This window comes from Nitrospira moscoviensis (assembly GCF_001273775.1).
Taxonomy (GTDB): Bacteria; Nitrospirota; Nitrospiria; order Nitrospirales; family Nitrospiraceae; genus Nitrospira_D; species Nitrospira_D moscoviensis.
In genome coordinates this window covers 589,350-613,036 of the sequence record NZ_CP011801.1, presented here as the reverse complement: position 1 = coordinate 613,036, position 23,687 = coordinate 589,350, and the positions used below count along the sequence as shown (strand labels likewise).

At 63.0% G+C, this 23,687-nt stretch carries 23 protein-coding genes; 1 reads left to right on the top strand and 22 read right to left on the bottom strand.

Going from position 1 to position 23,687, the window contains the following annotated elements; translation table 11 throughout:
• Nucleotides 1-33: 33 nt before the first annotated feature.
• The 6 genes from NITMOv2_RS02960 to NITMOv2_RS02935 all read right to left on the bottom strand — a co-directional run bounded on the left by NITMOv2_RS02960 (nucleotide 34) and on the right by NITMOv2_RS02935 (nucleotide 7,105).
• Nucleotides 34-975, bottom strand: a complete 942-nt coding sequence (locus tag NITMOv2_RS02960; RefSeq protein ID WP_053378476.1) for a ribose-phosphate diphosphokinase — start codon at nucleotides 973-975, stop codon at nucleotides 34-36.
• 186 nt (nucleotides 976-1,161) lie between these two features.
• Nucleotides 1,162-2,073 carry a 4-(cytidine 5'-diphospho)-2-C-methyl-D-erythritol kinase gene (gene ispE, locus NITMOv2_RS02955; protein WP_053378475.1) on the bottom strand — a complete coding sequence of 304 codons (912 nt, stop codon included), beginning with the start codon at nucleotides 2,071-2,073 and terminating at the stop codon, nucleotides 1,162-1,164.
• Nucleotides 2,066-3,451: a sigma-54-dependent transcriptional regulator gene (locus NITMOv2_RS02950; protein ID WP_083447704.1), complete on the bottom strand. Its 1,386-nt coding sequence runs from the start codon at nucleotides 3,449-3,451 to the stop codon at nucleotides 2,066-2,068. The genes ispE and NITMOv2_RS02950 overlap by 8 nt, the downstream gene beginning before the upstream one ends.
• On the bottom strand, nucleotides 3,436-5,130 hold the full coding sequence (locus tag NITMOv2_RS02945; RefSeq protein WP_053378474.1) for an ATP-binding protein: 1,695 nt from the start codon (nucleotides 5,128-5,130) through the stop codon (nucleotides 3,436-3,438). The genes NITMOv2_RS02950 and NITMOv2_RS02945 overlap by 16 nt, the downstream gene beginning before the upstream one ends.
• An 84-nt stretch (nucleotides 5,131-5,214) precedes the next feature.
• On the bottom strand, nucleotides 5,215-6,429 hold the full coding sequence (locus tag NITMOv2_RS02940) for a type II secretion system F family protein (RefSeq protein WP_053378473.1): 1,215 nt from the start codon (nucleotides 6,427-6,429) through the stop codon (nucleotides 5,215-5,217).
• A gap of 133 nt (nucleotides 6,430-6,562) precedes the next feature.
• The gene (locus NITMOv2_RS02935) at nucleotides 6,563-7,105 is read right to left on the bottom strand and encodes a CDP-alcohol phosphatidyltransferase family protein (RefSeq protein ID WP_053378472.1); all 543 of its coding nucleotides are present in this window, start codon (nucleotides 7,103-7,105) and stop codon (nucleotides 6,563-6,565) included.
• A 135-nt stretch (nucleotides 7,106-7,240) separates the two neighbouring features.
• On the opposite strand from NITMOv2_RS02935, the gene NITMOv2_RS02930 reads away from it, so the two are divergent.
• Complete coding sequence (locus NITMOv2_RS02930; protein WP_145976150.1) at nucleotides 7,241-7,558, top strand: hypothetical protein; 318 nt, start codon at nucleotides 7,241-7,243, stop codon at nucleotides 7,556-7,558.
• Here NITMOv2_RS02930 and NITMOv2_RS02925 read toward each other — a convergent pair.
• From NITMOv2_RS02925 to mraY, 16 genes are all read right to left on the bottom strand, one after another.
• Nucleotides 7,540-8,691 carry a serine hydrolase domain-containing protein gene (locus tag NITMOv2_RS02925; RefSeq protein ID WP_053378470.1) on the bottom strand — a complete coding sequence of 384 codons (1,152 nt, stop codon included), beginning with the start codon at nucleotides 8,689-8,691 and terminating at the stop codon, nucleotides 7,540-7,542. The two genes, NITMOv2_RS02930 and NITMOv2_RS02925, sit on opposite strands and share 19 nt — an antisense overlap.
• 35 nt (nucleotides 8,692-8,726) lie before the next feature.
• A complete protein-coding gene (locus NITMOv2_RS02920) occupies nucleotides 8,727-9,251 on the bottom strand; it encodes a DivIVA domain-containing protein (protein ID WP_053378469.1) in 525 nt (174 codons plus the stop codon).
• 9 nt (nucleotides 9,252-9,260) lie between these two features.
• Entirely contained in the window at nucleotides 9,261-9,557 is a 297-nt protein-coding gene (locus NITMOv2_RS02915) for a YggT family protein (RefSeq protein WP_053378468.1), read from the bottom strand.
• Nucleotides 9,557-10,375, bottom strand: a complete 819-nt coding sequence (gene proC / locus NITMOv2_RS02910; protein ID WP_053378467.1) for a pyrroline-5-carboxylate reductase — start codon at nucleotides 10,373-10,375, stop codon at nucleotides 9,557-9,559. The genes NITMOv2_RS02915 and proC overlap by 1 nt, the downstream gene beginning before the upstream one ends.
• On the bottom strand, nucleotides 10,368-11,087 hold the full coding sequence (locus NITMOv2_RS02905) for a YggS family pyridoxal phosphate-dependent enzyme (protein ID WP_202967303.1): 720 nt from the start codon (nucleotides 11,085-11,087) through the stop codon (nucleotides 10,368-10,370). The genes proC and NITMOv2_RS02905 overlap by 8 nt, the downstream gene beginning before the upstream one ends.
• A 66-nt stretch (nucleotides 11,088-11,153) precedes the next feature.
• A complete protein-coding gene (gene pgeF / locus NITMOv2_RS02900; RefSeq protein ID WP_053378466.1) occupies nucleotides 11,154-11,897 on the bottom strand; it encodes a peptidoglycan editing factor PgeF in 744 nt (247 codons plus the stop codon).
• Between the two features lie 14 nt (nucleotides 11,898-11,911).
• Nucleotides 11,912-13,111, bottom strand: a complete 1,200-nt coding sequence (gene ftsZ, locus NITMOv2_RS02895) for a cell division protein FtsZ (protein ID WP_053378465.1) — start codon at nucleotides 13,109-13,111, stop codon at nucleotides 11,912-11,914.
• 57 nt (nucleotides 13,112-13,168) lie between these two features.
• The gene (ftsA, locus tag NITMOv2_RS02890) at nucleotides 13,169-14,410 is read right to left on the bottom strand and encodes a cell division protein FtsA (RefSeq protein WP_145976149.1); all 1,242 of its coding nucleotides are present in this window, start codon (nucleotides 14,408-14,410) and stop codon (nucleotides 13,169-13,171) included.
• The gene (locus tag NITMOv2_RS02885) at nucleotides 14,407-15,276 is read right to left on the bottom strand and encodes a cell division protein FtsQ/DivIB (protein WP_053378464.1); all 870 of its coding nucleotides are present in this window, start codon (nucleotides 15,274-15,276) and stop codon (nucleotides 14,407-14,409) included. Before NITMOv2_RS02885 ends, ftsA begins: the two co-directional genes overlap by 4 nt.
• Complete coding sequence (locus NITMOv2_RS02880) at nucleotides 15,276-16,256, bottom strand: D-alanine--D-alanine ligase family protein (RefSeq protein ID WP_053378463.1); 981 nt, start codon at nucleotides 16,254-16,256, stop codon at nucleotides 15,276-15,278. Before NITMOv2_RS02880 ends, NITMOv2_RS02885 begins: the two co-directional genes overlap by 1 nt.
• Nucleotides 16,257-16,354: 98 nt before the next feature.
• Nucleotides 16,355-17,299, bottom strand: coding sequence for a UDP-N-acetylmuramate dehydrogenase (gene murB / locus NITMOv2_RS02875; RefSeq protein WP_053378462.1), 945 nt, complete (start codon nucleotides 17,297-17,299; stop codon nucleotides 16,355-16,357).
• 2 nt (nucleotides 17,300-17,301) lie between these two features.
• Nucleotides 17,302-18,693, bottom strand: a complete 1,392-nt coding sequence (gene murC / locus NITMOv2_RS02870) for a UDP-N-acetylmuramate--L-alanine ligase (protein ID WP_053378461.1) — start codon at nucleotides 18,691-18,693, stop codon at nucleotides 17,302-17,304.
• Between the two features lie 70 nt (nucleotides 18,694-18,763).
• A complete protein-coding gene (gene murG, locus NITMOv2_RS02865; RefSeq protein WP_053378460.1) occupies nucleotides 18,764-19,891 on the bottom strand; it encodes an undecaprenyldiphospho-muramoylpentapeptide beta-N-acetylglucosaminyltransferase in 1,128 nt (375 codons plus the stop codon).
• Complete coding sequence (gene ftsW, locus NITMOv2_RS02860; RefSeq protein ID WP_053378459.1) at nucleotides 19,888-21,093, bottom strand: putative lipid II flippase FtsW; 1,206 nt, start codon at nucleotides 21,091-21,093, stop codon at nucleotides 19,888-19,890. The genes murG and ftsW overlap by 4 nt, the downstream gene beginning before the upstream one ends.
• 103 nt (nucleotides 21,094-21,196) lie before the next feature.
• Nucleotides 21,197-22,603, bottom strand: a complete 1,407-nt coding sequence (gene murD / locus NITMOv2_RS02855) for a UDP-N-acetylmuramoyl-L-alanine--D-glutamate ligase (RefSeq protein ID WP_053378458.1) — start codon at nucleotides 22,601-22,603, stop codon at nucleotides 21,197-21,199.
• Between the two features lie 3 nt (nucleotides 22,604-22,606).
• On the bottom strand, nucleotides 22,607-23,683 hold the full coding sequence (mraY, locus tag NITMOv2_RS02850; protein WP_053378457.1) for a phospho-N-acetylmuramoyl-pentapeptide-transferase: 1,077 nt from the start codon (nucleotides 23,681-23,683) through the stop codon (nucleotides 22,607-22,609).
• Nucleotides 23,684-23,687 lie beyond the last annotated feature (4 nt).

The window sequence follows — 23,687 nt, the reverse complement described above, 5'->3', positions numbered from 1 at the left end:
CTGCTGCTCGCCGGCACACGGCTCTGCGCCGCCTCAGGCGAATAATGAGCTGACCGATTCGTCTTCATGGATGCGTCTGATGGCCTCGCCCAACAACGGCGCCACCGACAGGGCGTGTAACTTCGGACAAACTTGTTCTTTCCCGCGCAACGGGATCGTATTCGTCACGACGACCTGCGAGATGCAGGACCGCTGCAGCCGGTCGAGCGCCGGACCGGAGAGCACCGCGTGGGTGCAGGCCGTCCAGACCTCCCTGGCTCCTTGGTCGGCGCACGCCTGGGCGCCCTGGACGATCGTACCCGCCGTATCGATCATGTCGTCGAGCAGCAAGGCATTCTTCCCCTGCACGTCGCCGATGATGTTCATGATTTGCGCTTGGTTCGGCCCCTCGCGCCGTTTGTCGATGATCGCCAGGTTGGCTTGGAGCCGCTTCGCAAAGGCCCGGGCCCGCTCCACACCGCCGGCGTCGGGGGAGACGACCACCAGATCCGCGATCTTCTTCTTCGTGATGTAATCCAGCAGCACCGGCAGCGCGTACAAGTGATCCACCGGCACATTGAAAAAGCCTTGAATCTGCCCGGCATGCAAATCCATGGTCAGGACACGATCGGCCCCCGCCGTCGTGATCAAGTCGGCCACCAGTTTGGCCGTGATCGGCACACGGGGCTGATCTTTACGATCCTGGCGGGCATAGCCGAAATACGGGATCACGGCGGTGATGCGATTCGCCGACGAGCGCTTCAACGCATCGATGATGATCAACAACTCCATGAGGGAATCGTTGACGGGTTGACAGCAGGATTGCACGACGAACACGTCCGCGCCCCGCACATTTTCTTCGATTTTGACGCGGATTTCGCCGTCGCTGAACGACGCGACGGTCGCCTCGCCCAGCTTCTGCCCGAGATAGGCAGAAATCTCATGGGCAAGCGCAAGATTGGCGTTGCCGGAAAAAATTTTCAGCTCTCTGTTCATCGGAGCGTCCCGAACCGTTCTCTCGTCAACCTCTAAGAGAAGACCCGAATTCTCGAGTGGTTCGTGCTACGGCGGGCATCGGCAGACTCTCGCGAGCCTCACCTACTCTGTTCCTACCAGCTGCTGAGAGCCACCAAGGGTTGAAACTGTATCGGAAATTCGAGCGGCTTGTCAACCGACGAGAGATCACACACGGCACGCCAGCGGGCCGGATCCGACCGGGACGACAAAGACCGTGAGCGCGGTATCGTATTGGAATGACGCCGCGGCTCGCACCGCCGTTGCCTCGTCGGCAAAGAGACCGAACACCGTCGCGCCGCTTCCCGACAGCAGCGCCGCTTCCGCCCCTTCTGCCAGAAGCCGCGTCCGGATTTGCCGCAAGATCGGATGGGCGTCGAACACCGGGGTCTCAAAGTCGTTTTCCATCAGCGGAAGAACCGTGTTCCAGGAAACTTCTGCGGCGCCCGCCAATGCGGCCTGCGCGGGAGACAGGGGTCGGACCGCCGCCCGCGTCGAGGAGAGCCTGTGATAGGCCCATTTGGTTTCGACGGGAAATCCCGGATTCACGAGGACCACCCACTTGCTCCCGACGAGACGTACCGGTGCCACCTGTTCTCCCCTGCCGGAGACGAACGCCGACGGCGCCGTGAAGAAAAACGGCACGTCGCTGCCCAACGCCTGCCCGACCTCCATCATGTCCTTGACCGTCCATCCCAAGTTGAGCAACTGATTCAAGGCCAGGATCGTGGCGGCTGCATCACTGCTCCCACCGCCCAACCCTGCGCCCATGGGGATGCGCTTGCCGAGGGCGATGGTCAGCCCCACACTCCGCCCGCTGCGGCGGAGCGCGGCCGCCGCCGCCCGATACACCAAATTGGTGTGATCGACGGCCAGGCCTGGCGCATCACAGTGCAGGCGGATCTCCTCATGCTCGTCGCTGAGGCGGACGGACACCGTATCCTCGAGCCGCACCGTCTGCATCAGGGACCAGAGGTTGTGAAATCCGTCGGGACGTCGATCCAGGATTCTGAGGATGAGGTTGACTTTTGCGGGGGCGAGAACGGAGACGGCGGTCGTCGGAGTCGCGGGGCTAGTCACGGCCTCCTTTTATAGCATACTTCTCCAGCCGATAGCGGAAAGATCGCGTATTGAGCCGCAGCAGCCTGGCGGCTTTCTTTTTGACCCACTTCGTGCGCTCCAGCGCCTTCATCAACAGATCTTTTTCAATGCCGTTGATCAGCGCCTCGAGATCCACACCCTCGTCCGGGAGATCGGTGGGCACACCCTGTTGCGGCTGAGGTGCCACAGGCCGGTGGAGCCAGCCGCGGATTTCCATGTCGGTCACCGACTCGCCGCTCGAAAAGGCGACCACCCGCTCGATGAGATTTTCCAACTCCCGGACGTTCCCGCGCCATTCATGCGCCAAGAGGACCTGCATCGCCTCGGGCGTCAACACGGGCGTCGGCTTCCCGCTCTCTTTGGAGAACCGGTCCAGGAAATGGCTGACCAATAGCGGGATGTCGCCGCTCCGTAAACGGAGCGGCGGCAGTTTGATGGGAATCACGTCGAGCCGATAGTACAGGTCTTCGCGAAACGAGCCGTCAGCCACGGCCTTTTCCAGATCTTTATTGGTCGCAGCCACCACCCGCACATCCACTTTAATATCCTGATTGCCGCCCACGCGGCGAAACTCACGCTCCTGAATGACGCGCAAGAGCTTCACTTGAATGGTCGGCGTCGTGTCGCCGATCTCGTCCAGGAAGATCGTACCGCCGTTCGCCACCTCGAACAGGCCGGCCTTGTTCGAAATCGCCCCGGTGAAGGAGCCCTTCATGTGACCGAACAGCTCGCTCTCCAGCAACGTTTCCGGCACGGCGCTGCAATTCACCGCGACGAAGGGCGCGGTGCTCCGTGCGCTGTTATAGTGAATCGCCCGCGCGACCAATTCCTTGCCCGTTCCGCTCTCGCCGCAGATCAACACGTTGCTTTTCGAGTCGGCGACCTTGCGCACCAGATCAAACACCTTCTGCATCGCGTCGCTCTGCCCGACCAGCTGAGCGAACGACGACTGGCTCGCCATCTCCCGCTTGAGCAGCATGTTTTCCGTGGAGAGCCGCCGCTTCTCCAGCGCATTGCGAATGATGAGCTGCACTTCGTCGACTTGGAAGGGCTTCGTGAGATAGTCGTAGGCTCCCTGTTTCATCGCCTCGACCGCGGAATCGGCCGTGGCGAACGCTGTAATCACCAGCACGACCGTCTCCGGGGATGTGGATTTGACGGCTTTCAGCACTTCCATCCCATCGACCTTGGGCATCCGCAAATCCGTGATCACGAGATCGAAGATTTCTTTCGTGAGCTGCTCGACGGCTTCTTCGCCGTCCGACGCGCACGTGACCGCGTAGCCGGCGCGCTTCAGCATGATGCTCAAGACCTCGCGCAGGCTTTGTTCATCGTCGACGACTAGGATCTTTTCCACGGTTCCCTACCTTCGTGCCAGAGCCGCACGTTCGAATCGGCCGTGCGGGGCAGGCACACGACAAACCGCGAGCCTTGCCCTGGCTGGCTGTCCACCTTGATCCATCCGCCGTGAAGATCGACGATACGATGGACCGCCGCGAGCCCCAAGCCGGACCCTTGCTTTTTGGTGGTGAAAAACGGGAGAAAAATTTTTTCCAAATTCTTTTTGGGAATCCCTTCGCCGCTGTCCTGAAACGCAATCTCGATCACGTCCGCTTTCCGACCGCCCGCGTCGATCCTGCGGCACCCGGTGGCAATGGCGAGTTGCCCGCCCTGAGGCATGGCGTCGAACGCGTTCGTCGCCAGATTCCAGAACACTTGCTTCATCTGGTCCTGATCGATGTGCCCCGGCAGCGGGCCCTGCGCCAAAGACGTGACGATCGTGATGTGTTGTCGCGTTCGTGCTTCATGTTGTACCAGATCGAGAGTCTCGGCAAGGACTTTGTTCAAATCGTACTCGGCCAGGTCCAGCGCGGGCGGCCTGGCGTACTGGAGAAATTCGGTGATGATCGCATCCAGCCTGGTGGCTTCACGCACGGCGATGTCCATGAGCCGCGCGCTCGTGTCGTCCGCGTGGAAATCCTTGCGCAACATCTGCATGGCGCCGGCGAGCGCTCCGAGTGGATTGCGAATCTCATGCGCCATGCCCGCCGACATCTCGCCGAGGCTCGCCAGCCATTCTTTGCGCCGCATTTCCTCTTCGAGGTCGCGAATCTGCGTGAGGTCTTTGAAGACGCCTACCAGCCCGGTCTCCTTCCCCTGTTCATGCAAGGGGGAGAGCGTCATTCCCAGGACGAGCCGATTGCCGTCGGCGCGCTTACATTCCACCTCGAATCGCATATTGGCGGTCTGGTCCAGCAAGCGTTCATCGGCCGATCGATCGGGATGCCAGTTGAAGACCTCCCGCCATGGCCGCCCTCGAACTTGCTCCAGACTGTACCCGGTCGCTTCCTGCGCCGCGGGATTGAACGAGGTGATGCGCCCCACGTCGTCGGTGGTGAAGACGCCGCTGCTGATGCTGTGGACGATGTTTTCGTGAAAAGCCTGGAGGCGGCTCAGCCCTTGTTCCTTTTCACGCAGAGACTGATCCGCTTGGCGCAGTTGATCGGCCAACGCGCCGCTGAGAAAGCCGACCACCAGAAACGCCAGGCTATACACGCCGAACGTCTGTAGAGTCTCCGGCGCGCTCAAGCGGGTTCTCGGAAGCCATCCCCACGGCTCGAGAAGACCGTACAGTTGTACGTTGGTCAGAACGCCGAAGAGGATGATGCAGAGACTCGCGGTCAGCACCCCAACCCGCCGGCGCGGCACCAGACTCGCCACCGTGACCGAGATGACGTAGAGAACGGCAAACGGACTTTCGATGCCCCCGGTTCGTGCGATGAGGACGGTTTCCAGGAGAAAATCGATTCCAACTTGGACCCAGGCAAATCTCGTCAGCGCTTCGATCGAAGTCAGCCTTCGCAGAACCAACGCATACGGAATGGTGACGGCGTACGTAAAAGCGATGAGCGCATAAAAGGTCTCCGTCGGCTCACCCTTCGTCACCTGGAACGTGATGGATAATCCCAGGAGCAGGGTAACGACCAGGACCCGCAGGCCCATCAGCCATTGGATGCGGGTCTTAATGGTGCCCATAGAAGCCTGCCGGATTCATCAAGCAGTGCACGAGGAGAGACTGAGTCCGAATGTGACCCACCGCGCCGAATGAGGGCGCGGCAATCAGCCGATGGCCGACGCCATGGTGAAGATCGGCAGATACATCGCGATCACGATGAAGCCGATGGTCACGCCCAGGAACACCATCATCATCGGTTCGAGCAGCGCCGTGAGGGAGGCGACGGCCTGATCGACTTCCTCTTCGTAGAAATCGGCGATTTTACCGAGCATATTGTCGAGGGCGCCGGTCGATTCGCCGACCGCGATCATGTGCGTCACCATTTTGGGGAACGTTCCGCTCTTGGCCAACGGCTCGGAAATCGTTTTCCCGCCGCTGATGCTGACGCGGGCGTCAAGCAACGCGCCCTCGACGACTTTATTCCCGGACGTTTTGGCGCAGATCGTCAAGGCTTCGAGCAGAGGGACGCCGCTGGATATGAGCGTGCCGAGGGTTCTCGTGAACTTGGCGACGGACGCCTTTCGAATGAGATCGCCGAACACGGGCACTTTGAGCAGGAACTTATCGATGGCCAGCCGCCCTTGAGGCGTGCCGTAGTATTTTTTGATGCCGATGACCAGGCCGACGATGGCCCCCAGAATGAGATACCAGTTTCCTTGAACGAAGTTGCTCATGTCGATCACGAGCTGCGTCGGTCCCGGCAGAGCCATTTTTCCGCCGGACATCTCCTTGAACATTTTTTCGAACACCGGGATGACCCAAATCATCAGAACAGTGATCACGATCACGGCGATGCCGCAAATGGCGGCCGGATAGACCATGGCGCTTTTAATCTGCCCCTTCAGCTTCATGGCCTTCTCGATGTGTTTCGACAGACGGCTTAGAATCGTGTCGAGCAATCCACCCACTTCTCCGGCATGCACCATGTTCACGTAGAGATCGTCGAAGATCTTGGGATGTCGTTTCAGCGAATCTGAAAATGTCGCGCCCCCCTCCACTTGGACCTTCACTTCACCCACGGCCTTTCTAAGAGCGGCGTTCTCGGACTGCGTCGAGAGGATTTCGAGACACTGAATGAGCGGCAGCCCGGCATTGATCATCGTCCCGAACTGGCGCGTGAACACGACCAGATCCTTGTCGCTGAGCCCGGATCCGAAACTGAGCTTGAATCCGCCGCCGGCCTGCTTTTCCTCCAGACTCGTGACGACCACGTTCTGCTTGCGGAGCTGTTCGACGGCCTCATCGCGGGTCTTGGCGCTCAACTCGCCTTTTTTGACCGATCCTGACTTGCTCCGTCCGACGTACGCAAACGTGGCCATACGATTTGTCCTGTTGTGGCTCGGTGAGCCGGTGGACTAAAAAGGGTTCGACTACGAAGCGAGTCTACTGGTGGGCCGAAAACCTGTCAAAACATTTACAGATTTGCTGACGTGCGGAAGCGGTAGACCGGCGCTATGCGAGCGGGGGCGCCGCATTGGTATGGCGATACCCGCGATATAAATAATGCAGTCCTGAGGCCAGGGTGAACACCACCATCGTGATCAGCAGTGGAGTCAGCAGGGAGAGCGCCATGCCTTTCCATTTCATGAGAACGACCAGCAGGATGTAGGTCAATTGCAGCAACGTCGTGCCCTTTCCCAACAAGGTCGGGGTAATGTCGATGGGCACATTCGTCACATGGGCGACGGCGGTCCCCAACAATAGAATGATGTCGCGGCTGACCACCAGAATCACCAGCCACGAGGGCACCAGATGGAGTACCGCCAGCGAAATAAAGCCCGATGTCAGCAGCAGCTTGTCGGCGAGCGGATCGAGGATCGCTCCCAGCTGTGTGCGCTGGTTCATGCGGCGCGCGAGGGCCCCGTCAATCGCGTCGGTCGCGCCGGCCAGGAGCAGCGCCAGCAAGGCGAGCCCGTATTTCCCATATGTCATGAATCCGATGTAAACGGGGATGAGCAGGATGCGGAGGATCGTCAGACTATTGGGGATGTTCATGGAAGCGGCGACAGCACCGGGCCTCCGACGTGGTAAGGGGACGCATCATAGTCAGCGAGTCACGCCTTGTCAACGCAGTTGCAGTCGGGCGGGGAACGCTCCTATAATCGGTTTCGCCGACCATCGGAGGAGTCGATGAGCACGCTACCATTGATGCTGAAAAAGCAGGGCTTGGTCGAAAAACACCAGCTGGAGGGTATGGACCCGAGCGATCGGTATTTCAGTCGGGCCGTGCTTGTCAACCGCACGGCAGCCGGGTATGCCGCCAAGGTGATGTACGAAGCGCTGACCGTCGAGGGCGGGTCCCACTCGACCATCGCGGCAGCCGTGAAGGAAGTGGTGGAGAAACTGCAGAGCCTCGGGTTCACCCGCATGCGCTCGCGGGCCAACTTCAAAGGGAACCGCTACCTCGCCGAAAAAGAAACCTGGGTGGATTACCCGGACAAAGGTTGAGCCCGCCCTAGAAATTCCTCGTAAACGAGATCGTGAATCGCCGGACGAAACGCCCGGATTGCGTCGTTCTTGCTCGTCGGATGCACGCGGTTCGAAAGCAAGACCACTTCCAGTTCCCGGTCCGGGTCGATCCACACCGACGTGCCTGTATACCCTAGATGGCCGAATGAACGGGGGGAAAACCATCGACCGGACGACGACGGGACCGACGGCGTGTCCCATCCGAGCGCCCAGGTTGATTGGGGAACTTGCTCCTGCCGCCGGGTGAACTCGCGGGCCACTTCGTGATGCAGCAGGGACGCCCGTCCGTGATAGGCTCGGAGCCACTCGCCCGTCAGGGCCAGCACCGCATCGGCGGTCCCGAACAATCCGGCATGACCCGCCTCGCCGCCCAAGGCCGCAGCATTCTGATCATGCACTTCTCCGCATAACAGACGCCCCCGCCACTGATCGACTTCGGTCGGCGCCACACCGCCGTCATAGTTGTTCGCGCACGCCAAGAATTCGTTCAACCGCTCTGCCAGAACGTATTCAATCCGCAGCCCGCCCAATGGCACTGTGACGTAATCGTAAAATACATGGTCCAGATCCTGTCGATAGCACCGCTCGATGATCAGGCCGAGCAGGATGAATCCAAGATCGCTGTAAAGACTGCGCGCGTCGCGTTCATACACCGGCGCCTCGGCCCGAATCAATTCGAGCATGGCTTGCTTTGCACGGTTCCGTTCCTCCATTGATGAAGGGATCGCTCCGTCCGGACTGAGCCGATCATAGTAGGCGCGCCAGCCGGGCAACCCGGATGAATGCGTCAACAGATGACGGAGGGTGGCGCTGCCGATGGGACTGCCGACGCATTCCGGGAGGTGGAGGTCTACGCGGTCGTCCACGCAGCAGCGGCCTTCCTGGACCAGCAGAGCGAGAGCGGTGACGGTCGCCAGCGGTTTCGTCAGCGATGCCAGATCGTAGAGAGTCGAGGAAGTGACGGGAGGCCCGCTCGGTTGAGTGGACAGGCGCCCGGCGCAATAATAGGATGCAGGCGCGCTACGAAGACGCACTCCGAGAACAGCTCCGGGGAACACGCAGTCGGACACGGCTCGATCGAGCGCCGTTTGAATGGCATGAGAATGGGGCATGAGGGAGATGGAGGCGATACGGTCAACGCACGGGCTCAGCGAGCCGGGCTCGATTCCCCTGCCAATTTATCCTCGGAGACCGCGCCGCTGTCCTGATAGGCCTCGGTCGCTTCCACATCGAGCATGCGCTCGAAGGTATGCAGCGTGGCCCGCATGCGCTCCACCATCAACAGCCGCTGCTTTTGGAGATGCGAGAGGTCGCGCTGCGTGTCGCCCAGCTCGACCCGGGCTTGCCGGATCAATTCGCTGGCCTTCAATTCCGCCTCTTTGATGATCAGCTCGGCATCCCGCTGGGCGCTGCGCTTGACGTCATCGGCCAGGGACTGCGCCGACACGAGCGTGTTCGACAGGGTCGATTCCGTGCGCTTCAATTCGGAGACCTGCTGCTCCAGAAACGCGATCCGCTCGCGGAGCGCCCCGTTGTCGCGGTTGAGGGATTCGACCGTTTGCGCCACCTCTTCGAGAAAGCGATTCACCTCTTCCCGATCGTACCCGCGAAGCTTGACCCGGAAGACCATCTGCTGAATGTCGAGCGGCGTGATTTTCATGACGTCCCCCATTGGTTCAGCTCAGTGCATCCGCAGCGCGAGGTCTTTGAGCGACTGGACCACCGCGATTTGAAGAAACGTAATTGCCACGATGGCGACGAGCGGCGAGAGATCGATGCCCATCCGCCACCCTAACCACCGACGAATCGGCGCCAACACCGGCTCCGTCGCCCGATCCAGGAACTGCACGATCGGATTCCAGGGATCCGGGTTGACCCACGAAATCAGCGCCCGCGCGATAATGATCCACATATAAAACCACAGCGCATAATCCAGCACCGTCGCGACGCCCAGCAACACGTTCCCGGCGACAAACATCAGCGCCCCAGCTCCTGCGATCGTTTCGCGGCCGCTTCGACGGCGTTGATCAAGGCCGCCCGCAACCCGCCCTGTTCCAGTTGATGCAAGCCGGCGATCGTCGTGCCGCCCGGAGATGTCACCTGATCTTTCAGCCGCGCCGGGTGCTGGCCGGTCTCCAAGACCATGCGCGCCGCGCCGAGCACCGTCTGCGCAGCCAGGAGCGTGGCGGTCTCCCGTGACAACCCCATCTTCACGCCGCCGTCGCTCAGCGCTTCGATAGCGAGAAAGACATAGGCGGGGCCGCTCCCGCTCAAACCCGTCACCGCATCCATCAGACGCTCCTCCACCGGGACGACTTTGCCGATCGACTCGAACATGCGGCGAACGCACGCCACATCGTCTTCGGCGACTCCGGCGCCCGCCGCCACCGCCGTCATCCCCTCGCGCACTGCAGAGGGCTGATTCGGCATGGTGCGGATGATCCGCGTCGCCCCACCGCAACCGGCCGCGATCCGCGCGATCGGCGCGCCCGCAATGACCGAAACGGCCAACCGGTCTTTCAGACCCGGACCGATCTCTTTCAAGACACTGTCCAAAGTCTGCGGCTTGACGGCGAGCACCACCACCTCCGCCCACAGGGTCGCCTCGCGGTTCTGTCCACCGACCTGAATGCCGTAGCGTTGCTTCAGATGTTCAAGACGGGCTGGGACCGGATCGGTCGCCCAGAGCTGATCGGGCCGGCAGAGCTGTGCGGCCAGCAGCCCGCCGATCAACGCTTCGGCCATTTGCCCGCCACCGATGAAGGCGATCTTGCGCGTCAGCGCCTGGTTAGACATGGCGGGCTCCGAAAATCGCCGTGCCGATCCGGACGAAGGTCGCGCCTTCTTCGATCGCGACCTCATAGTCATGCGACATGCCCATGGACAAGTCCTGCATCGCAATCGACGGATACTTCAGGACGGCGATGCGTTCCGCCAACGTACGAAGCTGCGCGAAATAGGGACGGGCTTGCTCGGCCTCGGCCGTGGGCGGCGGCACCGCCATCAATCCTTTGATGCGCAGGTGCGACAAGGCGGCCAACGCGGGCAACGCCGGAATCAGATCGTCGGCGCGAAATCCGGCCTTGGTCGGTTCGTTGCCGATATTCACCTCCAACAGGACCTCCTGCTGTCTCCCCGCCTCACCGGCCCGCCGATCGATCTCTCGGGCCAATTCCACGCCGTCCACCGAATGAATCAGGTCGAACCGGCCGATGATCGACCGGACCTTGCGGCGCTGGAGCTGCCCGATGAAATGCCAGCTGATGTTCCGATGCTGGAGGGCCCAGATTTTGGAGAGCGCTTCTTGAACCCGGTTCTCTCCCAAGATCGTAAGCCCGGCGTCGAGGCCCATTTCGATTCGATCGACGGGGACGCTCTTCGTCGCCGCCACCAGCTTGATGCTGTCCGGAGACCGGCCGGACTTTCTGGCCGCCCCCCCCATCCTCGCGAGGACCTCGCGCACGCGCTCGGCAATCCTGTCGCTCAGGGGCGGCTCTATCATGCCCATCGGAATCTCGCCGGCGGGCTGCGGCTATTGTAACGGAAGGCATCGGCAATTGGCAGTGGCCATCCGTCATCCCCTCGCAGGAGTCAGCCCGATCGCGCTCACCATCGTGCCCACCACCTTCCCTTCGCGGCGGTACGAAAAAAAGAGATCGTCGTGACAAATGGTGCAGAGATTGACGGCGGTGACGTGCTCCTCCCGCGCGCCCGATTCCCGCGCCTGCTTCCGGATCACCTGCTTCAAGTTCAAATGGGCCCGGCCGCCGCGCCGGTCCTGCACCACCTGTTCCCATCCGTGAAGCGCCTCGCGGAGCCGATCCAACACCGGCTCATCCACTTCATAACAACAGACTCCGGCGGAGGGACCGATGCTCACGCGCAACTGACCCGGATCGGACCCAAAGCGGGACTGCATCAATCCGATGGTCTTCGGCACGATGCCGGCCACCGCGCCGCGCCACCCGGCATGGATGGCCGCCACGACGCGCCGTTTGGGATCGTGCACCAGCACCGGCACACAGTCGGCTGTCCGGACGGCCACCATCACGCCCGACTGGTCCGTCACCAGGGCGTCCCATCCACCGTGAAAGCGATCATCTCCCGACAACGACCGATCCACGACCAAGGCGTCGGTACCGTGCACCTGCTTGACGGACAAGAGCCACGTCGACCTCAAAGAGCCTTGCCGGGACTGCAGGGGCGTGCCGACCTCCACCGACAGACTTGCGGCATGATGTCTGGTGCCGAAGAAGTGCCGCACTCCGCTCCGAGCCGACGCGAAGGCCGGCACGGTGATGACCGCTCCCCGCTCCATCGGTCTCCTACCCGTCAGTCTGCCTGTTTCCGAAGAAACGTGGGAACGTCCCATTCGTCTTCCGCGGACAGTGTCGCACGATCGATGGATTCCCGGGCGTCACTCATGCGGCGCAGGAACGTCGGGCGATCCAGATCTTTCAACGGCCGATCCGCCGCCGCCACCGCCACCCCGGCAGTAGCCAGGACGGGTTGCGCCGGCTTCGGCGCTCGGGCGGTCGAGCGGTCGGTTCCGAGCGCCATCGGCGCCGGTTCTTCCTCGTGGTCGAAGCCGGTCGCGATCACCGTCACGACGAGGTCGTCGCCCATATCCGGATTGATCACCTGTCCGACGATGATGTTGGCTTCCGGATCCGCCGTCTGCTGGATGATGGAGGCGGCTTCTTCGATCTCGTGCAACGACATGTTGGGACCGCCGGTGATGTTCAGCAGCACGCCGCGGGCGCCTTCCACGCTGCCCTCTTCGAGGAGCGGGCTGCAGATCGCTTTCTGCGCCGCCTCGATCGCGCGGTTCGTCCCGCGGGAGATGCCCATCCCCATCACCGCCCGGCCCGTGTGCGACATGATGGTCCGCACGTCGGCGAAGTCGACGTTCACATGGCCCGTCGTGGTGATGACATCGGCGATGCCTTGAATCGCCTGGCGCAAGACATCGTCCGCCACCTTGAAGGCTTCGAGCAGCGGCGTGGCCTTGTCCACGATGCCCAGCAGCCGCTGATTGGGGATCACGAGCAGCGTATCGACGTGCCGGCGCAGATCCCGGATGCCTTCCTCGGCGTGTTTGTGGCGTCGCTGGCCTTCGTACTGGAACGGCTTGGTCACGACGCCCACCGTGAGGATGCCCAATTCGCGGGCGATGCTGGCGACGATCGGCGCCGCGCCGGTGCCGGTTCCGCCGCCCATGCCGGCCGTGACGAAGACCATGTCCGCGCCTTCGAGGCATTCACGAATGTGGTCCTTGCTTTCCAGCGCCGCGTCTTTGCCGATTTCCGGCTTGGCGCCCGCGCCCAACCCGCGCGTCCGCTCCGGACCTAACTGAATTTTGTACGGCGCCAGCGAGCGATCCAGCGCCTGTAGATCCGTATTGGCGGCGATGAAATCCACGCGCGCGAGGCCCGATCCGATCATCGTGTTGACGGCGTTGCACCCGGCGCCGCCGACGCCGATGACTTTGATCCGAACCGGCAACAGCACATCCTCCTGGAATGAAAACATTCGGCACCTCCTCACCTGTCATCGCCCGGCGGCCCCGGCCGCCTGCGACGGTTATGGTTAAAAGACCTCCAACACGCGCTTCGTCCATCCGAACATCTTGGCCCAGGCTCCGCCGTTGCGAAGACCCGCCGTCTCCATGTCGTCGGCATGCCGGCGGGCATGGAGCAAGAGCCCCACGCCGGTGGCATGACTCGGGTGCCCGACGATATCCCGCAGCCCGCCCACGCCCGATGGCGCACCCCGCCTCGCCGGCAGGTTGAGCACTTTTTCAGCCGCATCGGGCATGCCGTCCAGCAACGACGTGCCGCCCGTGATGACGACCCCCGCACCCAGCATGCCTTCGTAGCCCGCGCGGGCGATTTCCCGCCGGACCAGCTCGAACATTTCTTCGACGCGCGGCTCAAGGATTTCCGCGATGTCGCGCCGCGAGAAGGTGCGGGCGGGGCGGTCCCCGACCGAGGGCACTTCGACGGTCTGGTGGCCCGTGACCAACTCTGTCCGCGCGATCCCGTGGAGTGTCTTGATTTTTTCCGCCTCGGTTTGCGAGGTGAGCAGCCCGATCGCGAGGTCCTTCGTCAAATTCTGCCCGCCGATCGGCAACACCGCGGAATGGCGGATGCTCCCGTCGAGGAAGATCGCCAGATCCGTCGTCCCGCCGCCGAGGTCCACCATCGCGACGCCCAAATCGCGTTCTTCCTGGCTCAGCACCGCTTCGCTCGAGGCCAGCGGCTGGAGGATGATGTCGACCACGTCGAGTCCGGCCCGGTTCACGCTCTTGATGATGTTCTGGGCCGACGTCACGGCGCCCGTGATCACGTGCACGTTCACTTCCAACCGGTTGCCCGAGAGCCCGAGCGGCTCCCGGACGCCTTCCTGGCCGTCCACCATGAATTCTCTCGGCAGCACGTGCAGGATGCGGCGCTCGTGGGGAATCACCGCCAACGTCCGCGCGCTTTCGATCGCGCGATGAATGTCCTCCCGCGTTACCTCGGCGCGCTTCAGCGCCACCACGCCCTTGCAGTTCTCCGCGGAGATGTGGCTCCCCGCGATGCCGGTGTAGACGGAGTTGATCTGCACCGCCGCCATCAACTCCGCTTCCTCGACGGCTTTCTTGATCGATTCCACGGTGCTCTCGATATCGACCACCACGCCTTTGCGCAGGCCGCGCGAAGGGCTCGTCCCGACGCCGATCACGTTCAATGCTCCGGCGTCCGTCACTTCGGCGACGATGGCGCAGATCTTCGTCGTTCCGATGTCGAGCCCGACCAGGATTTGATCGCGTTTCGGCACCGTGATCACCCCCTTTCCCGAACGATGATGCGATGGTCGTAGCGCAAATCCACTTCGTTGGCCCCCCGGCCGCGGCCGTCGAAGTTGAGCGTCTTCAAGGCCGGCTTCACGCGCTGGAACCGCTCCCACTGCTCGCCGAGCAGATCGTCCCCGAACTGGAACTGCACGCCTCGCACCGACGCCACCAGATTGGACGGATTCGCCGCGTTGATTTGGAGCCGCCCGTCATACGTGTGGCCGACGAGTTTGGCGAGCTCGATGCCGGAGACGATCGTCTGGCGGACGCCGCCGTCGCCTTGGATGAACCCCTTGAGATCGATGCCCGTCACCATCGGCAGAGCCTCGTTGTCCGCCTGCCCCAACCGGGCGAGCACGTGGCCTCCCTCGTCGCTGAGAAAATTCTCCGACCCGATTCGGACGATCGCCGCCGGCTTCCGTTCCGTGATGGAAATGCGGAGCTCATGAAACGGTACGCGGGTGACCACCGCCTCTTTCACCCACGGATGGGACTCGACTTGGCGCTTGATGGAGCCCGTCACGATCTGATGCAGCCCCGTGCCGGGTTTCACCGCGACGAGGTCAATGACCTCTTGCTTCTGGATTTGATGCGCGCCTTCCACCGTGATCGACCGGATTTCGAGCAGACGGGCCGCCGTCGGTCCCGAATATTTCACGGCTGTGACCGCTCCCCAGCCGAACAGGGTTGCGCCGGCCAGGAGTCCGGCCAATCGGAGGCGGCGCTTCCAGACGGCGATCGCCTGGGCTCGTCTGGCCTCCGCATGTCGGCTGGCGGCTTCACCGGCGCGGGGACCGCGCCATTGGTTCAGGCGCGGTCCGGTCTTTCTTGTGCGGCTTCGCTTCGCGAGCAGACGCATTAGGCCGTTTCCTTTTTCGCGGCGTCCCATCGAGCGGCCCGATCCAGCGCCGACTGGAGAATCCATTCCACGAGACTGTCGTAATCCATCCCGGCCTGCGCGGCAGCCATGGGAAGCAGGCTGGTTTCCGTCATGCCGGGCACCGTATTGATCTCCAGCACGAAGGAACGTCCCTTGGGCGTGATGCGGAAATCCACCCGTGCCGCCCCTTCGCAGCCCAGCACCTCATAGGTCCGCTGAGCCAACGAGCCGATCGCTCGCAAGATCTTGGCGGGCAACGGCGCCGGGCAGAGATAGCGGGTCTTGCCCTTCTGGTACTTGGCCGAGAAATCGTAGAAGCCGTCAGGCGCGACGATCTCGACGGCCGGCAGCACTTTGGGAGTCTGCGCGGCGGCGCCCAATAGAGAGACGGTGACTTCATGGCCCGGGATATAGGCTTCAACCATCGCGTCAGAGTCATAGCGATGGGCCAGGGCCAGGGCTTCCTTCCACTCCAGGGCCCGGCGCACGATCGTGACGCCGATCGTCGACCCTTGAGAGGCCGGCTTCACGACGACCGGCAGCTTCAGCTTCGCCCGCTTCAGGACCTGGGCCAGCGACGGCGCGTCCCCTCGCGTCACGACGGTGCCGGCGGGCACAGGGATGTCGTGTGCCGCCAACAGGGTCTTCGTCACAACCTTATGCATCCCGACCGCGCTGGCCTGCACGCCAGAGCCGGTGTAGGGCATGCCGATGGTCTCCAGGAACCCTTGGATCGTCCCGTCTTCACCGCCTGGTCCGTGCAGCGAGAGAAACGCGATGGCCACTTTCTGATCCATCAAATCCTGAGGGAGACGATCGCCCACGTCGATGGCGACGGCGTCGTAGCCCCGCCGCAGCAGCGACTGATGCACCGCCTGCCCGGTGCGCAGCGACACCTCCCGCTCGGACGACCGCCCGCCCATGAGGACGCCTATTCTTAAGTTCGTCAACCGGCCCATCTGTGCCATCATGCTTCCAGTGACGAGTGACAAGTGACGAGTTGGAGGAAGGAGCGATTCCTTCGCTCGTCACCCGTCACTGATCACTCGTCACTTCCCTATGCCTGCCCCACGAGTTTCAGCTCCAATTCCAGCTTCACGCCGGTCTTACGCGCGACCTGCGCGCGGACTTTTCTGATGAGCGCCAAAACGTCCTTAGCCGTGGCCTTCCCTCGGTTCACGATGAAGTTTGCGTGCTTCTCCGACACCTGCGCGTCGCCGACGCGCGCCCCCTTGAGTCCCGCCGCTTCGACGACCCGACCGGCGGAATCATGCGGCGGGTTCTTGAACACGCAGCCGGCGCTGGGCAGCGTCAGGGGCTGCGTGTCGCGCCGATAGTGCAAATAGTCCTTCACCACTTGTTCGATGTCCGCCTGCACGCCGGGCTTGAGCTGGAGCCAGACTCCGGCCACGATGCCGGCCGGCAACCGGGCCCGCCGATAGCTGAAGGCCATCTGTTCCGCAGGGCAATCCGTCACGGTCCCCTCCGGGGTGACGATGCGGACCGCTTTCACCGCATCCTTCATTTCGCCCAATCTAGTCCCGGCGTTCATCACCACGCAGCCCGCCACGGTGCCCGGAATACCGGCAGCCCATTCCAATCCCGACAGAGACCGGCGGATGGCATAGCCGATCAACGTCGGCATGCCGACGCCTCCTTCGGCGTACAGCACCGATCCCGGCTCCTCCGTGATGCGCCGCAGCTTCGACAGGCTGACCACGATGCCTCTGATTCCTTTGTCGCGGACGAGCAGATTGGTGCCGCCCACCACGAAGATCGGCAGCTTTCGCGCACGCGCTTGTCGGACGAGCGTGACCAAATCCTCGATGTCCGCCGGCTCAACCAGCACGTCCGCCGGGCCGCCGATGCGAAAGGAGGTGTACCGGCCGAGCGGCGCGTTGAACGTGACGGCGCCCCGCAGGCCGGCCACCGCCGCGCGGAGATTCTTCCGTCTCGTCGTGCTTGATCGCGTCGTCGCACGTCTTGCGCTCCGGCTCGCCATGACTAAGCGGTCTGCGACAGCTTCGCCAGGATCCCTGTCCCCGCCTTCCAGATATCGCCCGCTCCCAGGGTGAGCACCAGATCGCCGGGCTTCAACTGCGGCTGGACCTGTTCGGGCAGCGTCTCCTTCCGTTCGATGAAGGTGACGGAGGGATGGCCCGCCGCGGTGATCGTCTGGGCGAGCTTGGAGCCCGAGACGCCCGGAATGGGTTGCTCGCCGGCCGGGTAGATCTCCGTCACGAACAGTGCGTCGGCCTGATCGAAGGCCCGCGCAAAATCGTCGATGCAATCCCTTGTCCGGCTGTACCGATGTGGCTGGAAGAGGACGACCAGCCGCCGATCGGGCCAACCTTGCTTCGCCGCGGCCAGCGTGGCCTTCACCTCCGTCGGATGGTGCCCATAATCGTCCACCACCATGACGCCGCCGGTTTCCCCCCGCAGATGAAACCGCCGCTCGACTCCCGTGAAAGCCGCGAGGCCCTTCCTGATGAGATCCACCGGCACATCCAACTCGATGCCGATCGCGATCGCGGCCAGGGCATTCGACACGTTGTGGATGCCGGGGACCGCCAGGCGGAACGGCCCGAGGTTTCTGCCGCGGAAGTGCGCCCGGAATTCGGCTCCCCACTGTTTCAGCGCGACGTCGGTGGCCTTGAAGTCCGGCGCCATGCCGTCCCGTTCCCGCAATCCGTAGGTCTGGTAGCGCTTGACGATGCGCGGGAAGAGCGCGCTCAGCCGGTCGTCGTCCGCGCAGAGGACGGCCAGACCATAGAAGGGAATCTTGTTGATGAACTCGACGAAGGAGTCGTTGATCCGCTCCATGGAACCGTAATGATCGAGATGTTCACGATCGAGGTTCGTGACGGCCACGACCGTCGGGGAAAGGCGCAGGAAGGACCCGTCGCTTTCATCGGCCTCCGCGACCAGGATATCGCCGCGGCCCAACCGTGCATGGCTCCCGAGCGCGTTGACCTTCCCGCCGATCACCATGGTGGGATCGAGGCCTCCTTGGGCCAGCACATTGGCGACCATCGACGTGGTCGTGGTCTTGCCGTGTGCGCCGGCGATCGCCACGCCGAACTTCAAGCGCATCAGCTCGGCCAGCATTTCCGCGCGAGGAATCACCGGGATCTGCCTCGTCTTGGCGGCGACCACTTCGGGATTGCTCGCCGCAACCGCCGAGGAGATCACCACGACCTGCGCCTCGCCGACGTTCGACTCCTGGTGGCCGATGAAAATGCTTCCGCCCAATTCCTCCAACCGGCGGGTCGTTTCCGAGGCCTGCAGATCCGACCCGGTCACTTTGTAGCCGAGCGTCAGGAGCACCTCGGCAATTCCGCTCATGCCGGCCCCGCCGATGCCCACCAGATGGATATGTTGCGTCTTGCGAAACATCGCCGTGCGTCTCAACCCTTGCGATCCGGTTGTGGCCCATGCTGCTCCATGGCTGCGTTCGCCAACACCGTTAGGCTCCTGTCGCTCCAACAGTCCGGTTCCCGTCATGTGTCACCCCCATGAGGTCGTAGCATTCACGGACAATCACTTCCGCCGCGTCGGTCCGCCTCATTCCCCCACTCCCCTTCCGCATCGCCGCGAGCCGCTCTTGATCGCCGAGCACGCCGACGACGGCTTCGCTGAGCCGCGCCCCGGTGAGTTCCGCCTGCGGCAACACGACGGCGCCGCCGGCCGCTTCCATGGCGCGGGCATTTTTCATCTGGTGGTCGTAGATCGCCGTAGGCAAGGGAATCAGGATCACCGGCTTCCCGCAGGCGGTGAGCTCCGCAATCGTCATCGCGCCGGCGCGCGCCACCACCAAGTCGGCGGCGCCGATGGCCTCCGGCATGTCGTAGAGAAAGGGCACGACCCGGGCTTGGATGCCCGCTCGTCGATACGCGTCGCTCACCCGCTGATGGTCGGCTTCGCCGGTCTGATGGGTGATCGCCAGCCCCGGCAGACGCCCGGCCAGCGACGCGAGCCCCTCGATCACGGCGCTGTTGATCGCCTTGGCCCCTTGGCTTCCGCCGAAAATCAGCAGCCGGGGACCGCCGGATGACTTCGTCGCTGGACCTTCTCCCGCCGCTTGAGCCAGAAACTCGCGCCGGATCGGCGTGCCGACGATGCGCACTTGTGAGGGATTGAACGGCGCAGCCGCCGATTCAAACGCGAGAAACACCCGCTGCGCGAAGGGTGCGACGACTTTGTTCGCCATGCCCGGATAGGCGTTCGGTTCCAAGATCACCCGCGGGATGCCGGTCAAGGCCGCCGCGGCCAGCATGGTCGGACTGGTATAGCCGCCGACGCCGATGACGAGGTCGGCGCGGCGCCGGCGGAGCAATCGCCACGATTGCCACAATCCGGCGGGAACCGAGAGCAATCCGGCCAGCACTTCCATGAGTCTCTTTCCCATGACCGGCTTCGCGCTGATCAACACCAGTTCAAACCCCTCGTGGGCCAGCACCTTGGATTCGATCCCTCGTCGCGTGCCGACGAACACGATCTTGACGGCGGGATCGCGCCGCTGAAATTCCCGCGCCAATGCCACCGCCGGATACAGATGCCCGCCGGTACCTCCCGCGGCGATCACGACCGTCATCGCCGCCTCGATCGCCCGCGGCCGCCCTGCTGGTCCGGCTCCTCGCGGCCCGCCTGCCGGTCGCGGGAGATATTGAGCAAGATCCCGACGCCGAGAAGGCTGACGACCAGCGACGACCCGCCGTAGCTGACGAAGGGCAACGTGAGCCCCTTCGTGGGCACCAAGCCCGTCACCACGCACGCATTGACCAACGCCTGCACGCCGATCAGCAGCGTGATCCCCATGCCCAAATACCGCCCGAAGGGCATGCGCGCGCGGGCCGCGACCTGAAAGCCCCGCGCCACAAACAACGCAAACAGCAGGATGATCGCTCCCGTCCCGACTAAGCCCAGCTCCTCTCCGACGAGGGCCAACACAAAATCCGTATGTGCCTCCGGCAAAAAGAACAGCTTCTGCTTGCCTTCGCCCAACCCCACCCCGAACGGACCGCCGCTTCCGAAGGCTAAAAAGGATTGCGTGATTTGAAAGCCCGCGTCCGACGCGTCTTTCCATGGGGCGAGAAACGTCATCAACCGCTGTCGGCGATAGCTGGATCCGAGGACGAGCACCACCACAGCCGGCACCGCGCAGAGTCCCAACCCGACGAGATGCGAGAGTCGCGCGCCACCCAGAAACAAGAGACCGACCGTCACCAGGCCGATCACGACGACCGTCCCGAGGTCCGGCTCCAGCAACACCAGTCCGCTCAGCAGGCCGATCACGATCAACACCGGCAGCAGGCCGTTGGAAAAGACGGTGATCCGGTCTTCCTTTTTGGTCAAATAGGCCGCCAGATAGATGACGGACACGAGCTTCACCATTTCGGCCGGCTGGATCGAAATCGGTCCCAGCCGGAGCCACCGTCTCGCGCCTTTGGCCGCCACGCCCAACGACGGGATCAAGACCATCACCAGCAGCACCACCATCATGCCCAACAGCGGGATCGACAATCGCTTCCACCAGACATAGTCGATGTGCGATGCGAGATGCAGCAGCAAGAAGCCGAACGTCAGCCAGGCGAGCTGCCGCTTCAGGAAGTAGCCGGAGTCCTGAAACTTGTTGCCCGCGACGACGGCGCTCGCACTGAAGACCATCACCAGCCCCACGAGGGCCAGGATCATCGTGACGATCAACAACGTATGGTCCATCGCCACGCGCTTCTTGGCCCGTGGATTGGAAGTCGGCCACGGCAGCGCCAACGTCCCCGCGGTTCTCTGCGACATGCATCATCCCCTGCAACACTGTGATGCGTGATGAGTGATCAGTGATGAGCGAAGGGGCACCATGCAGTTCTCCGATCACTCGTCACCCATCACCCATCACTGTTCACCGCAGTTCGTTCACCAGCGCCTTGAACTGCCGGCCCCGATCTTGATAATCGGCGAACATGTCGAAACTCGCGCAGGCGGGTGACAGTAGGACGACGTCACCGGCCGCCGCGCCGGCCGCCGCCCGCTCCACCGCGTCGCGCAACGTGGCGGCCCGGTCGACGGCTCCATAGTCGGGCACGGCCCGCGCGATCAGCGGCGCCGCCTCGCCGATCAGGATCAACCGTTTGACGCGTTGTCTGATTGCGGGCGCCAGCCGGGAAAAATCGCCGCCCTTGTCGCGTCCGCCGGCGATGAGCCAGATCGGCTGCTCGATGCTTTCCAGCGCCTTCAGCGTCGCATCGACGTTGGTGCCTTTGGAATCGTTGACGTACCGGACGCCGCGGCGCTCGCGGACGATTTCCAACGCATGTTCAAGTCCCGGAAACTCCCGCAACACACGGCGCACCACGTCGAGCGAGCAACCGCTCAACAGCGCATAGGTGACGGCCGCCATCACATTTTCGACGTTGTGATGACCAATGATCCGGATGTCGCTCCGCCGGCAGACCTCCATGACCGTGCCGGTCACGGTGGTCATGACTCGGTCGCCGTCGAGGTACGTGCCCCCTGCGACATCGGAGGGGAGCGACCCGCTTCGCGTGAATCCCAAGACCTTCGCCTTCGCCGCACGCCTCAGCGGCGCCACCCGCGCATCGTCGAGATTGAACAGCGCGTAGTCGGCCGGCGTCTGGTTCTCGAAGATGCGGTTCTTCGCCGCGACATAGTCGTCGATGGAGTCGTACCGGTCTTGATGATCGACCGTGACGTTCAGGATCGCCGCGATCCAAGGATGAAACTGCTCCACCGTCTCCAATTGAAAACTGGATACCTCCACCACCAAGAAGTCGTACGGGCGAGGACGGCCTTGCTTGCCGGCGGCCAAGCAGCGCTCCGCCGCCTGGCTGAGAGCGGTGCCGAGATTGCCGCCGACGAAGACTCGCCTGCCCTGTTGCTCGAGCATTGTGCCGATCAATGTCACGGTCGTGCTTTTGCCGTTGGTGCCGGTCAGGGCGAGGATCGGCGCCGTGAGGAATCGGGAGGCCAACTCCAATTCGCTCACCACTTTCACACCCCGCCGGCGGACACGGTCCAGCGCCGCCATCCGGTAGGGGACGCCCGGGCTGATCACGACAAGGTCGGCGGCATCCAGCGCCGCTTCGTAGCCGCTCCCCAGCATGGTGCTGATCTTGGACTGATCCACCTGGTCCAGGACGGCGGCCAATTCGCTGCGCTCCTTCCGATCCGCCACCGTGACCGACGCACCGGCTTCATGGAGCAAGCGGGCGGCGGCCACGCCGCTCCGGGCGAGGCCGACGACCGTCACCTTGCGACCCGCCACGTCCAACATGTCTTCAACCACCATCGGTCACCGCAACTTCAACGTGCTGAGACTCAGCAGCGCCAACAGGATGGCGATGATCCAGAGCCGCACCACGACCTTCGGCTCCTCCCACCCCTTCATTTCGAAGTGATGGTGGATCGGCGCCATGAGGAAGATCCGCTTCCCGCGCGACTTGAACGACGCGACTTGGAAGATCACCGAGACCGCTTCGATCACGAACACGCCGCCCACCATCAGCAGCAGCAGCTCGTGCTTGCTGATCACGGCGACGGTGCCCAGCGCGGCGCCGAGCGGCAAGGAGCCGACGTCGCCCATGAAGACCGACGCGGGGTAGGTGTTGAACCAAAGAAATCCGAGGCTCGATCCCAGAATCGCGGCGGTGAAGACGGCGAGCTCGCCGGCGCCGTCGATGTGCGGAATCAATAAATACTCGGACATGAGGCGATGGCCGGACACGTAGGCGACCACCGTATAAGCCAGCGCCGCAATCATGACCGGCCCGATCGCCAGACCGTCCAGCCCGTCGGTGAGATTGACGGCGTTGGAGCTGCCGACGATGACGAGCACGGCAAACACGATGTAGAACCAGCCGAGGTCCGGCATGAAGTTTTTGAAGAACGGCACGCTCAGCTTCGTGCTGTAGCCGGGCAAGAAGTAGAGAACGAGCGCGATGCCCAGGGCCACGGCGATCTGGGCGATGAACTTTTGCGCGGCCGACAGGCCCTTCGATTGGGCCTTGATGAATTTCAGATAGTCGTCGGCGAACCCGATGGCGCCGAACCCCAGTGTGGCGGCGAGCACGAGCCAGACATAGGGCCTCGAAATGTCGGCCCAGAGGAGCGTCGAGAGAATGACCGCGAAGATGATCAGGATGCCGCCCATCGTGGGCGTGCCGCTCTTTGCCAGATGCCGCTTGGGTCCGTCGTCACGGATCTGTTGGCCCAGCTTGATCTCTTGCAGCTTCCGGATCACCCAGGGCGCCAGGACAAACGCAATGAGAAACGCCGTCACGGCGGCATAAATGATGCGGAAGCTTTGATAGCGAAAGACGTTGAGGAAGGAGAATTCGGTGTGGAGGGGATAGAGCCAATTGTACAGCATAGTC